Source organism: Bacillus sp. EB106-04-02-XG92 (assembly GCF_058791995.1).
On the sequence record NZ_JBYTEA010000002.1, the window covers coordinates 494,889 to 508,823 of the forward strand.

Annotated in this window: 11 protein-coding genes; 3 read left to right on the forward strand and 8 right to left on the reverse strand. The window is 34.4% G+C overall.

From position 1 onward, the window contains the following. Position 1: 1 nt before the first annotated feature. Positions 2–1,462: a glycosyltransferase family 39 protein gene (locus tag AC3WVA_RS08490; protein WP_098344646.1), complete on the reverse strand. Its 1,461-nt coding sequence runs from the start codon at positions 1,460–1,462 to the stop codon at positions 2–4. Positions 1,463–1,829: 367 nt separating this feature from the next. Here AC3WVA_RS08490 and AC3WVA_RS08495 point away from each other — a divergent pair, with 367 nt between their 5' ends. Continuing rightward, positions 1,830–2,213 carry a GtrA family protein gene (locus AC3WVA_RS08495; protein ID WP_000413281.1) on the forward strand — a complete coding sequence of 128 codons (384 nt, stop codon included), beginning with the start codon at positions 1,830–1,832 and terminating at the stop codon, positions 2,211–2,213. A gap of 36 nt (positions 2,214–2,249) precedes the next feature. Beyond that, a complete protein-coding gene (locus AC3WVA_RS08500) occupies positions 2,250–3,221 on the forward strand; it encodes a glycosyltransferase family 2 protein (protein ID WP_048527965.1) in 972 nt (323 codons plus the stop codon). Positions 3,222–3,251: 30 nt separating this feature from the next. Here the strand turns inward: AC3WVA_RS08500 and AC3WVA_RS08505 are convergent, their stop codons facing one another. Continuing rightward, positions 3,252–4,124 carry a TetR/AcrR family transcriptional regulator gene (locus tag AC3WVA_RS08505; protein WP_098344645.1) on the reverse strand — a complete coding sequence of 291 codons (873 nt, stop codon included), beginning with the start codon at positions 4,122–4,124 and terminating at the stop codon, positions 3,252–3,254. 142 nt (positions 4,125–4,266) lie between these two features. Here AC3WVA_RS08505 and AC3WVA_RS08510 point away from each other — a divergent pair, with 142 nt between their 5' ends. Then, entirely contained in the window at positions 4,267–7,383 is a 3,117-nt protein-coding gene (locus AC3WVA_RS08510) for an efflux RND transporter permease subunit (protein ID WP_417902368.1), read from the forward strand. A gap of 27 nt (positions 7,384–7,410) precedes the next feature. Here AC3WVA_RS08510 and msrB read toward each other — a convergent pair whose 3' ends face one another. The 6 genes from msrB to lytS all read right to left on the reverse strand — a co-directional run bounded on the left by msrB (position 7,411) and on the right by lytS (position 13,619). Then, the gene (gene msrB, locus AC3WVA_RS08515) at positions 7,411–8,376 is read right to left on the reverse strand and encodes a peptide-methionine (R)-S-oxide reductase MsrB (RefSeq protein WP_098344643.1); all 966 of its coding nucleotides are present in this window, start codon (positions 8,374–8,376) and stop codon (positions 7,411–7,413) included. A gap of 101 nt (positions 8,377–8,477) precedes the next feature. Beyond that, positions 8,478–9,512 (reverse strand): AI-2E family transporter, encoded by a 1,035-nt coding sequence (locus AC3WVA_RS08520; protein ID WP_098344642.1) that lies wholly within the window; start codon positions 9,510–9,512, stop codon positions 8,478–8,480. Positions 9,513–9,837: 325 nt separating this feature from the next. Beyond that, positions 9,838–10,530, reverse strand: a complete 693-nt coding sequence (gene lrgB / locus AC3WVA_RS08525) for an antiholin-like protein LrgB (protein WP_000168869.1) — start codon at positions 10,528–10,530, stop codon at positions 9,838–9,840. Between the two features lie 36 nt (positions 10,531–10,566). Then, positions 10,567–10,998: an antiholin-like murein hydrolase modulator LrgA gene (gene lrgA / locus AC3WVA_RS08530; protein WP_098344640.1), complete on the reverse strand. Its 432-nt coding sequence runs from the start codon at positions 10,996–10,998 to the stop codon at positions 10,567–10,569. Between the two features lie 133 nt (positions 10,999–11,131). After that, positions 11,132–11,872, reverse strand: a complete 741-nt coding sequence (locus tag AC3WVA_RS08535; RefSeq protein WP_048527958.1) for a LytR/AlgR family response regulator transcription factor — start codon at positions 11,870–11,872, stop codon at positions 11,132–11,134. Continuing rightward, the gene (gene lytS, locus AC3WVA_RS08540) at positions 11,850–13,619 is read right to left on the reverse strand and encodes a two-component system sensor histidine kinase LytS (protein WP_098344639.1); all 1,770 of its coding nucleotides are present in this window, start codon (positions 13,617–13,619) and stop codon (positions 11,850–11,852) included. Before lytS ends, AC3WVA_RS08535 begins: the two co-directional genes overlap by 23 nt. Positions 13,620–13,935: the final 316 nt, after the last annotated feature.

Sequence of the window (13,935 nt, forward strand, 5' to 3'; positions counted from 1 at the left end):
CTCATGCCTTTTTATTTATATCTATATTTTCTTTTTTATTGTAAGCGTAATTTATACCAAAGGCGGACAAAATTATCATAGGTATTGTAGCCGAATAATGATATCTTGATGCCACTTCTACTAATAACTGCGCCATTGTTAACCCTATTGTATATAAGCAAATCATAAATAGAATAGATTTAGTTTTATTTTTTATCATTATTAATACACCTAATATTGAAGTCACAATTAAGAAGTAATAAAAAATATTAGATGCCACGGTATATCTTACTACATTATCTAGTGCAGGCTCGGCGTAAGAAACTGCCGCACTATCTTCACTTAAAAAGACAAAGAATTTATCCGAAAATAATTTCATAAAATCGATATTGTCGTTTAGTATTCTGTTCTTCGCCTCTTCTAGCATTTTTTGTTGAGAATCCTCAGCAGTCCACCCTGGTCTATTATTATACTCAAACAACAATTCTGCATCTGGCATATTCCATTTCCCAGATTCCGCCTGATTGAATCCTACATAAATATTATATCCTGGTGCTGATGCTATCTCTTCACCTAAACGTAATGTTATATACTGATTGATCGCCGAGGAAAAAATAACATATCCAATAACGATAACCCCTACATATACTACCTTATTTAATAATATTTTTTTATTTCCTATGTGCTTCGTGTTGATAATAAATAACCATATGACTAGGGCTATAATTGGAACAGCTGCAATTGGTCGTACCATATTCATTAATGCAAGTAGTGCCGCTAATAAAATTGAGTACACAAGTAATTTTTTTATACTTATATTGTGAATCTTCTCATGAACACTTATCATAACTGCCCAAATTAATAATAGTATTGTACAATACAACGGCTCTGACAATGCAAACATGTTATAAATCGTTTGTGAAGGCAATACTATCCATAAAACACTAGCTGTTATAGCTGTTCTAACTCCACCAATTTTTCTAGATATAACATATATTAACCCCATTGATATTGTAGTTAAAACAACATTTACGATAGGCGCTACCATATGACTAGCTCCAAATATTTTTAAGAAAATACTTAAAAATGAGGCGTAACCAAAAATATGGGGAAATAATGCAATATAATTATTATCAATAACAAATTCTTTACTCAATGCTTCTGCAGTATAATAAAATGTAGCATAATCAACTAATGGCTGAATTTTGTATGTAAGAACCCAAGTTAATTTAACTGCTAAGCAAATAATTACTAACACAAAAAAGCATTTTTTCTCATTTAATTTTTCTATATATAAAGAACTTTTTCTAAGTACATAAAACCCAATTGTACATAAAAATACAACCCCAGTTACTATCATTGTGTAATTATATTTTTGCGTATCTGAAAAATAATCCACAACTAATATTGAGGCAAAAAAGACATATATCATGTATACTGCACGTGTAGAAAGAGTCGATAACCCTTTTAAAAATAATTTCAATACAATCTACTCCTTTAAACATTGGTACAAAAATGCCGTTATATACTGTATAAAACTGAAGAACTTTATCATCTTAATAAATGTTCAAGTATCCCCGATAATAACGTACAAACCACATCACACATCACTATACATGGATTAGGTTGAGTTTTCCATATTAAACCCTTCACATTAAAATAATTGAATAAACGATTATAAAAATAAGTATATACTTCCAATTATACGTTTAAATTATCAAAACATTAGATTTACTCAATTGCATTAACGTTTCAATATAAACTATGCTATAATTGATAGTTGTTATGTAGGAAAACCTTTCTACATTTCCTGTTTTATTTATATATTTTATAAAGTTGAGGATACTATTATGGAGAAACTCTTAAAGTTTGGGTTAGTAGGAATCTTTAATACACTCATTACAATTATTAGCTTTTGGATATTATTAAAATTCGGGATGAACTACCTTATTGCGAATACCATTGCCTATTTAATTGGTGTTGCCAATAGCTACTATTGGAATAAAAATTGGGTGTTTAAACCTAATAATAAAAGCACGTCAATGTTCTTTAAATTTCTAACTGTAAATTTAATTGTATTGGCTTTTAATACATTATGTTTATTTATATTAGTAGATAAACTTACCTTTAATGCATTAATTGCACAAATCTTCGCAATTGGTGTCGGAATGGTTATCAATTTTGTCCTTAATAAAATTTGGACATTCAACCAAACTGAAAAGGCCACTAATTAAACTTAAAAAACTTATTAAAATTACGGAGGATACAACATGCAAAAATTAATTTCGGTTGTAGTTCCTATGTACTTCGAGGAAGAAGTAGCACAGGAATGTTATAACCGTCTAAAGTCCGTTATGCTTCAAAATAATATTAACTATGAATTTGTCTTTGTAAACGACGGTAGCACAGACCGTACAATGGAGATCTTATCTGAGATTGCGGCAAACGATTACCGAACAAAAATCGTTAACTTCGCACGTAACTTTGGGCATCAAGTAGCTGTTACAGCTGGTATTGCTGCTGCAAAAGGTGACGCTATCGTAATTATAGATGCTGATTTACAAGATCCACCTGAAGTTATTCCTGAACTTATTGCAAAATGGGAAGAAGGATATGAAGTTGTTTATGCAAAACGCAAACAACGTAAAGGTGAAACTTGGTTTAAACTTTTAACAGCTAAATATTTCTATAAATTCTTAAACTACATGTCTGATATCGATATCCCAAAAGATACTGGTGATTTCCGAATCATCGATCGTAAAGTAGCTGATGTTTTCAATCAAATGACTGAGCGCAATCGCTTTATCCGCGGTATGATGTCTTGGGTTGGCTTCCGTCAAACGTATGTTGAATATGAACGCGATGAGCGCTTTGCTGGCGAAACAAAATACCCATTAAAGAAAATGATTAAATTTGCATCTGATGGCATTATTGCATTTTCAACAAAACCGTTACGTATCGTTATGACTTTAGGCTTATTATCTGTTCTCATTTCAATAATTGTTTTACTATATACAATCACTGTGAAAATTATTGGCACTGGCACGCAAACAGGTTGGGCATCTATTATGGTCGCTATTACATTCTTTAGCGGTATTCAGTTACTTGGTCTTGGAATCGTTGGCCAATATATTGCTCGTATTTATGACGAAAGTAAGAACCGTCCGATTTATATCGTAAAAGAGACAATCAATATTGAGCAAGAAGAGACTACACAAACAAAAGAAAAAGTGAATGCATAATAAAAAAGGTAACAATGAAAACGATCATTGTTACCTTTTTATGTTGTAATAGCTCATAAGCCTCAAACGAAATTCTTTTAAAGTTGGGTATGCCTCTAAGTTAAACAACATTCCTTGGATAACTGGAATTCTTGGATTTGGTAATCTCATTTCTGCCTCCAAAACATCTAGCGTAACAAGCAATTCCTCATCTTCTAATTGATCAGCTAATGTACGTTTAAACACAATGATTTCTTTTAAAAAATGTTCCTTAACCTGTTCCTTAATAAGCTCGGATTTACAAAGAAATTCTCCAAGTCTTTCTTCATGTAGCACGGGTTCTTCCGAAGATTCTACCAATCCATCTACTAAATGATCTACTCTTTTCAAAATAAAAGCAGCAACATAAGATAAGTCTATTTCTGGCGCTTGTAAAATAATTAGTTCTAAATATCCACGGCATATGCCTTCTACTATAATGACCAAATCTAATAAATACGGCATAACCTTGTCACCATAAATAGACAGTAAACTATTCCGATAAAATGCGTGAGACTCTAACTTCATCCGCATCATAAACTCTTCTACTTCTTTATTAAAAGGTATAGCATTTTCCCTCGCATGCATAATAATAAATTCTTTATGCTTCTGTATATCATTAAACTGGCAATGCAATTGTTTTGAAAATTTTTCACGTGGCAATAACGACTCTTTTTCAATATCCATCATTTTATTTTGAATCTTGTCATAGTAATATCGAAGTGTTGCTAATAAAAGCTCCTCTTTCGATTTAAAGTATAAATAGAAAGCTCCCTTAGATATACCACAAGCCGTCACAATTTCCTGCACTGATGTCGCATTTACACCCTTAGTCGCAAATAACTTCATAGCCATCTCTATAATTAAACGCTCTTTTTCTTTCATATCATGTCTCTCCTAAATTTAATCTCGCATCTTATTATGAATGTATTATACCATCCCTTTTCATTGACGGCTGACCAATCAGTCAGTTATATTATGTATTAGACTGACCAGTTGGTCAATATAATACAAAGGGAGCGCAAACATGAACAAAATTATTAATTTTTCGTTAAAAAATAAGTTCGCAGTTTGGCTACTAACCATTATCGTTACCATTGCAGGTATTTATTCTGGGCTAAATATGAAGCTGGAAACAATTCCTGATATTACAACACCTGTTGTAACAGTAACCACGGTTTATCCTGGTGCTACACCAGAAGAAGTAGCTGATAAAGTTTCAAAACCGATGGAAGAGCAACTGCAAAATTTAAGTGGTGTAAACGTTGTTAGTTCATCATCTTTTCAAAATGCATCTTCTATTCAAGTAGAATATGATTTTGATAAAAATATGGAAAAGGCTGAAACAGAAATTAAAGAAGCACTCGCAAATGTGAAACTGCCAGAAGGCGTAAAGGATCCGAAAGTTTCACGTGTAAACTTCAATGCCTTTCCTGTTATTTCATTAAGCGTAGCAAGTAAAAATGAATCTTTAGCTACCTTAACTGAAAGTGTAGAAAAAAATGTTGTTCCAGGATTAAAAGGACTTGATGGAGTCGCATCTGTTCAAATTTCAGGTCAACAAGTAGATGAAGTACAACTTGTCTTCAAGAAAGATAAGATGAAAGAATTAGGTTTAAGTGAAGATACTGTAAAGAATGTAATTAAAGGATCGGACGTATCTTTACCACTTGGCTTATATACATTTAAAGACACGGAAAAATCCGTTGTTGTAGATGGCAATATTACAACAATGAAAGCGTTAAAAGAATTAAAGATCCCGGCTATGCCTTCATCGCCGAGCGGTCAAGGTAGTCAAAATGCTGGCGCTGGTGCACAAATGCCGCAAATGAATCCAGCCGCTATGAACGGGATTCCGACAGTTACATTAGACGAAATTGCTGACATTAAAGAAGTCGGAAAAGCAGAATCTATTTCCCGTACAAATGGAAAAGAAGCAATTGGAATTCAAATTGTAAAAGCTGCTGATGCGAATACAGTTGATGTTGTAAATGCAGTGAAAGATAAAGTAAAAGAACTTGAGAAAAAATATAAAGACTTAGAGATTATTTCAACATTCGACCAGGGGGCACCTATTGAGAAATCAGTAGAAACAATGCTGAGCAAAGCTATTTTCGGTGCTATCTTCGCGATTGTTATTATTATGCTGTTCCTACGAAATATCCGAACAACATTAATCTCAGTCGTTTCCATACCACTTTCTTTATTAATTGCTGTATTAGTCATAAAACAAATGGATATTACACTTAACATTATGACACTCGGAGCAATGACAGTCGCTATCGGGCGCGTTGTGGATGACTCCATTGTTGTTATTGAAAATATTTACCGACGTATGTCGTTATCAGAAGAAAAGTTGCGCGGGAAAGATTTAATTCGTGAAGCTACGAAGGAAATGTTTATCCCAATTATGTCTTCTACCATTGTAACGATTGCTGTATTTTTACCGCTTGGACTAGTAAAAGGTATGATTGGTGAAATGTTCTTACCATTCGCCTTAACTATTGTCTTCGCTTTATTAGCATCGTTACTAGTGGCAGTTACAATCGTACCAATGCTAGCTCACTCTTTATTTAAGAAAGAGAGCATGAGGGAAAAAGAAGTACATCATGAAGAAAAACCAAGTAAATTAGCAAACGGGTATAAACGTATACTTGCATGGGCTTTAAATCATAAAATCATTACATCAAGTATCGCTGTCCTTCTATTAGTTGGTAGTCTTGCACTTGTGCCAGTTATCGGTGTAAGCTTCTTACCATCTGAAGAAGAAAAAATGATCATTGCAACGTACAACCCTGAACCAGGTCAAACGTTAGAAGACGTTGAAAAAATTGCAACGAAAGCTGAGAAGCATTTCCAAGATAATAAAGACGTCAAAACAATTCAATTCTCATTAGGTGGCGAAAATCCAATGAGTCCTGGTCAATCTAACCAGGCAATGTTCTTCGTGCAATATGATAACGACACGAAAAACTTCGAAAAAGAAAAAGAACAAGTCGTTAAAGATTTACAGAAGATGTCCGGAAAAGGCGAATGGAAAAACCAAGATTTCGGGGCAAGTGGCGGTAGTAATGAAATTAAACTATACGTTTACGGGGATAGCTCGGAAGACATTAAGCCTGTCGTAAAAGATATTCAAAATATCATGAAGAAAAATAAAGACTTAAAAGATATAGATTCTAGTATTGCAAAAACGTACGCAGAGTACACTTTAGTCGCAGATCAGGAAAAACTAAGTAAAATGGGTCTAACGGCGGCGCAAATTGGAATGGGCCTTTCTAATCAACATGATCGCCCTGTTCTGACAACAATTAAAAAAGACGGCAAAGACGTCAATGTATATGTAGAAGCTGAAAAACAAAATTACGAAACAATCGATGACTTAACAAATCGAAAGCTTACAACACCACTTGGTAATGAAGTGGCTGTGAAAGATGTGATGACTGTAAAAGAAGGAGAAACTTCAAATACAGTGAAACACCGCGACGGTCGTGTTTATGCGGAAGTAAGCGCAAAACTAGCATCTGATGATGTTTCAAAAGCATCTGCCGCTGTTCAAAAAGAAGTAGATAAAATGGATCTTCCTTCTGGCGTAGATGTTTCTATGGGCGGCGTTACAAAAGATATTGAAGAATCATTCAAGCAACTTGGCTTAGCGATGTTAGCTGCGATTGCCATTGTATACTTCGTTCTTGTCGTTACATTTGGCGGTGCCCTTGCACCATTCGCAATTTTATTCTCGCTACCATTTACAATTATCGGAGCACTTGTTGCCTTATTAATCTCTGGTGAAACATTAAGTGTATCTGCAATGATTGGTGCGCTTATGTTAATCGGTATCGTTGTAACAAACGCAATCGTGCTTATCGATCGCGTTATTCATAAAGAAAATGAAGGTCTATCAACACGTGAAGCTTTATTAGAAGCTGGTGCAACACGCCTTCGCCCGATTTTAATGACTGCAATTGCAACAATCGGGGCTCTTATCCCGCTTGCATTAGGATTTGAAGGTAGCGGCTTAATTTCTAAAGGACTTGGTGTAACAGTAATCGGTGGATTAACAAGTTCAACGTTATTAACACTTCTTATTGTTCCAATCGTTTATGAAGTATTAAGCAAGTTCAAAAAGAAAAAAGCAAAATAACAAAAAATAACCTCGCTAAATGCGAGGTTATTTTTTGTTTCCGAACAAGATTAGGAAATCACCATAGCCTTCTTTCTCTAATTCCTCTTTTGGAATAAATCGAAGGGCTGCGGAGTTAATACAGTAACGAAGACCCTCTGGTCCTGGACCGTCTGGAAATACGTGCCCAAGATGTGAATCTCCTTCCTTACTTCTCACTTCTGTACGCGTCATATTATGACTTACATCCATTTTTTCTTTCACACTAGCTGACATAACTGGCTTCGTAAAACTAGGCCATCCACACCCGCTATCAAACTTATCTAAAGAAGTAAATAACGGTTCTCCTGAAACGATATCTACATAAAGCCCTTCTTCTTTATGATTCCAATACTCATTTCGAAATGGTGGTTCTGTACCATTTTCCTGCGTTACATAAAACTGCATCTCATTTAGTTTTTCTTTTAAATGAGCATTATCTTTTGGCCAATGTTGCTTAATAAAAGCATCTCGTCCCGAGCCTTTACGGTATAGCTCGTAGCGGAATGTATTTTTCTTATGATATCCTTGGTGATAGTCTTCAGCTGGATAAAACGTAGCTGCTGGCAATATTTTTGTCGCAATTGGCTTTGAAAAGCGTCCACTCTTTGCAAGCTCTTCTTTTGAAGCATCTGCTTTTTTATGTTGTTCTTCATTATGATAAAAAATCACTGTTTCGTAAGACTGTCCGCGGTCGTGGAATTGCCCACCTACATCAGTCGGATCAATTTGTCTCCAATATATATTTAATAACTCCTCATACGGCATTTTATTTGCATCAAATGTAATTTGTACTGCCTCATAATGTCCTGTCGTTTCTGAACATACTTCTTTATATGTTGGACTCTCTTTATGACCACCTGTATAGCCAGAAACAACCTCTATAATTCCTTCCATCTCTTCAAATGGTGAAACCATACACCAGAAGCACCCTCCAGCAAACGTAGCTAACTCTACCTTTTCATTTACAGCCATTCTTTCACCCCTATTCTATGTTCTTCTTACAGTATGGCATAAGGAACGTCATGTTATAAAAGAAAAAGCATCGAACATCGATGCTTTTTCTTTACTTCACTTTATTTTTTTCCAACGTCCTTCTCCATTTCATCACTTGTCACATCTAATACATCTAATAAGAAAATGAAGATTGGAATACCGATAATTAATCCCCATACACCTAAGAAGTGTTCTGAGAAGATTAATACCATAAATGTATAGAAAATCGGTAAGTTTGTTTTTTGGGACATGAACTTTGGATTTAACACGTAACTTTCAAGCGCATGGATGACTGTTACGATAACTAGAACATACACAACGTACATAATACCGCCGATATTGTAAGCAATCATACAAAGCGGGAATAACGAAATGATAACCCCAGCTACTGGAATTAAACCGAGTAAGAAGATCATTAACGCTAAACCTAATAATTGCGGGAATCCTAATATTGATAGTGCAATAACGGATAGAATACAGTTAACTACTGCAATTAAAAATTGTGCTTCGATTACCTTTCCGAATGAACGTGCAAATTTCTTGCCGAAGTACTCAATTTCAGTATAGAAAATTGCAAGCCTGCTTTCTTTAAACTTTGCAGTAAAACCGACAATACGAGATTTTTCTAATAAGAAAAACAAACTCAAAATTAAAGAAAGTAAAACTTGAAGGCCAAATTTACCAACATTCGTAATCGATTTATACAAAATGTCTACGCCTTGTCCTACATATTTAGAAAGCTCCATATGATTGACAGCATTAACTGCATACTTAATTAGTTCACTATCTGGTGGGTTTCTTAAAAATACATTGAATTGGTAAATCAGTTGTGAAATTTGTATCGTTAATACTGGTAAATATTTAAATAGCGTAATGGCAATTCCACCAATTAACATTACATATAGAAACGCTATAATAATTTTTCGATTAATAGGCATGAAATGATCTAATTTGCGGGAAATAAACTTTTGGAATCGATCCATTAAATACGTGAGAATAAACGTAATTAAAATTAAATTCAACATACTTTGCAGCCCGTATAACACGAGAGCAAGTATTACTAATACGAGTAACCTCTGAAATCCTTTGCTTTGAAACAGGTTTTTTATTTGCATAATCGACGAGTACTCTCTCCTGTCCTATAAAGTAAAACGTTAATAAGTAGATTTTTTCTCTCTTCTCTACCTTTAATTATTCATTCATATAAAGATTTTTATAAGCTTATTATATGTCTCTCTTAGCAGACCTTATAGTAGCTTACTTCTTATTTTACAATACAATGACCTAATTCAAAACGTATTCTCCACAGTATTAATGAAGATTTAAGGAAACTTACCTTTTTAATATAGGTCTTACCACTACTGTAACATAAAAAGCAAGCTATCAGTAGAAATCTGTCCTACAAATAGCTTGCTTTTCTCATTTTTTAAGTAAGTTTTACTAGCCAATGAATGGCATAAACATCGGTATGACAACTACAGTTACAACCCCAACTACTGTTACAGCAATACTTGCCATAGCTGCCTCTACTTCACCCATTTCAATCCCTACTGCCACTCCTAATGCGTGACCTGCTGTTCCAAGTGCTAAACCTTTTGCAATTGGATGTTTTACTCTAAATGTTTTTAAGAATAATGCTCCTAATGCGTATACAATAACTGCGTTAAAAATAACTGCAAACGATGTAATTGCTGGTATACCACCAATACTTTCAGAGATTGGTAACGCAATTGCTGTTGTTGCTGCTTGTGGTAACATTGAATTCATTACTGCTGTATCTAAACCAATTGCTTTTGCAACAATGAATACGACAATTACTGAGCAAATAGATCCAACTACGATAGCCGATAAAATTTGCCACCAATATTTTTTTAACTTATCCACTTGTTTATATAATGGAATTGCAAACGCGATTGTTGCTGGTTCTAAGAAGAAACTAATCATTTTTCCACCAGTATTATATTCTTCGAAAGTAAAATTACCTACTTTTAGAAAGACAATTCCTAATACCATCGCTACGAATAATGGTGTGAATAAGAAGAATCCTTTTGAATGCTTAAATAATAATGTTCCGATTCCGTATGCGATCAATGAAACTACAATTCCGAAATATGGAGTCATTGTGCTTGCCATGTTCATTCCCTCCTAACAATATATACGCTAAATTCGTTACGCAACTTTTCCGTGCTTGCGTCCTTTATTTACTACTTTCAATTCTTTCGTATCTTCTGTTTGTTTGTCTTCTTTTCCTAAAATGAATTGTGCAAATAGCCCTGTTACAGCGAGTAAAATAATTGTTGCTACAACAATTACAGTTAGAATTTGTACAAAATATTGTCCCATTACACCAAGAGAATTAATAACTGAAATACCTGATGGGACGAAAAGGAATCCGATAATACCTGTTAAAGCTGTTCCAAGTGATTCAACTTGCTCCAATTTAATAACTTTTAAACATAATAAGCTAAATAAAATGACTAATCCGATCACCGATGAAGGCATTGGAATTGGTAAATGTGTTGCAATAATATTAGAAACTAACATAATAGCTGAAAATATGAATGCTTGTGATAAGAAACTATATACTTTTTTCGTACTCATTTTGGCCACCTCTTTCGATTTGGTACCTTTATTGTATAAGATACAAACGAAACTGTAAGCGTTTACACATTAGAACGTCGAATATACAAAATTAGTTACAAAAATAGGCAGATGAAATGCAAAAAGCTACTTCTTAAATACGAAGCAGCTTTTTGAGTTCTTTTGCATATGTACGGCTAACGGGTACTTTTGATCCTTCTTTCATAATTAAATTATAAGTAGAATTAAACCACGGTTGTATTTCCGTAATATGATTAATATTTGCAATAAAACTACGATGAACACGCATAAAACTTGCTTGCGGTAACTTCTTTTCCAAAATGACAAGTGTATCATGTGTTACATATGTTTCCTTCATCGTTTTTACTGTCACTTTTCCGTCCACAAGTCCTACATATATAATATCTTCAATATTCACAAGTACGATCGATTCCTCAATTGGTAATGCTAATTTATGCATCTCCGTCGTTACATCTACACTCTTTACTTCCTGTTTTGTTTCTAATTTTATTTGTTTTTGCTTTTTATATTTCTTTAATGTCTGTACGATACGTTCTTCATCAAATGGCTTTAAAATGTAGTCTAACGCATCTACTTCAAACGCTTGCAGCGCGTATTGATCGTAGGCAGTCGCAAACACAATTGCAGGTGGATTTTTCATTTTCTTTAATATATTTGCGATTTCAAATCCGTTATCATCAGATAACTGAATATCTAGAAAAACGATATCTGGTTTGTTTTTCATTAGCTCTTCTAATGCGTCTTCTACACAATCAGCCTCACCAATTATTTCTACTTCTTTCGTTTGTTCTAATAAATATTTCAATTCATCACGTGCTAACATTTCATCGTCAACTACTAATACTTTTAACACTCCGTTTTTCCTCCCCTACTTTTTTCGGGATTACGAAGGAGATTTTTGTCCCTTGCTCTAATTCACTTTCAATTTGAAGCATTGTCTCTTTCCCAAATAACCCGATAAGTCGTTCATTAATGTTATATAAAGCCGTTCCAGTCCCTTTCTTTGATGGAACTACCATTTTTCCTAATTGTCCTAGACGTTCACTCTCAATCCCTTGTCCATTATCTTGCACTTCAAAATGAACCATCTCCTCTTCTTCAAACACATGTATCTCAACTTGGCACACTGGCTGCTTTTTCGGAAAAGCATGGCGCAATGCATTTTCAACTAATAACTGCAGTACGAATGGTGGAACTAAGGTCGTCTTTAGCTCTTCCTCAATGTACATCTTCACTTCATACTTATTCGGAAACCTCGCTTGTTCTAACGATAAATATGCATGTACATGATTTAACTCTTGTTCTAATGGAATAAGCAATTGGCGTGCCCCTTGCAAATTACAACGGAAGTACACGCTAAGCTGTAATAATAATTTTCTCGCTTTCTCTACATCTGTTCGACATAAAGCCGATACGGTATTAATTGCATTAAATAAAAAGTGCGGATTGATTTGTGCTTGTAACGCTTTTATTTCTGCATCTTGCAATAACTTACTTTGTAACTCTGCTTCACCTAACTCAAGCTGTGTAGAGAATATTTTTGCCAGCCCCTCCGCTAACTCTTCTTCCACACGACTTAATTGATTAGAGTTCTTAAAGTAAAGCTTTAATGTTCCTATCGTATTCCCATGTGAAGTAAGTGGAATAACAACCGCCGCTTGTAATGGACACCTTTCATGCTGGCAATTAATAACTTCACGCGATTTCGCCTTCATTATTTTCCCTGTGTTCAACACTTCTTTCGATAAACCAGTTATTAAGCTATGTGAAGGAATATGGTGATCTGATGCTAATCCAACGTGAGCTAATATTTTCTCTGTATCTGTTAAGGATACCGCATCTGTTCCCGTAAAGCGGTGAATAATTTGTGCCACATGTTTACAAGAATCTTCTGTTAATCCGCGGCGGAAGTATGGTAATGTTTTGTCAGCAATTCGTAATACTTTATGCGTTTGCAAAGCTTTCGCATTTTCTTCTTGGCGCAAAATAGCTTGTATCATAGAAAGTAAAATAAAGCTTCCGAAACTATTTACAAGGATCATTGGTATCGCAATTGTTTTCACGATGCTAATTCCATCCTCTACAATTAATAAAATCATAATCATTTCTAACGAAACGATAAACACACTTAAAACCGCTGAAAATTTAGGTGTAATTGTACGATTATATTTTTTAAAGATGTATCCAATATACCCTGTTATAATACCTGCTAAAATTGACGAAATTGCACAGCTTAGCGCTGTCGTCCCGCCAAGCATATAACGATGAATACCCGCAATCGACCCTACTCCAATGCCGACGATAGGACCACCAAGCAATCCACTAATTCCAACACCCATAATACGTGTATTCGCAATGGTACTAGATGATGAAACGCCTTGTAGCCAATTTTCTTTCATAATTGTATTCCCGGCAATTTCAATTCCTGTGTAATTGCTTACAATTGTAAACACTGAAAAAATACAAATAAGCTTAAGCTTATCTACATATCCATCTTGCTTATGAAGTAGGCGTCTGAACGTTTTAATATGAGAAAGTAAAAATCCTAAAATAACAATAAGTCCGACACGTTCAATCATCATAAGTACTAAATTTAGCATCTGTGATTCATTCCTTTTTATATGAGTTAGTTTTATTATGGGAAAATAATGAAGTGGACGTCAAGGAGAATGAAATATCTTTTGAAATATTTTACACATAAAAACTCCCTCTTTATTTGACAATGTAATAGAAGAGTGCTAAAAATAAAGTAATATAATACAGTCCTTTAACCCAACCCCGTGAGGTTGAGAAGGAAGTCGGAATATACTATACGTATGTCCTTTTTTAGGGATACGTATGACTTTTTGGCCTTCTCATCATATCAGCTGAGAAGGCCTTTTGTTATTCTTCCATAGCGACTGTAGAAGAAAACAA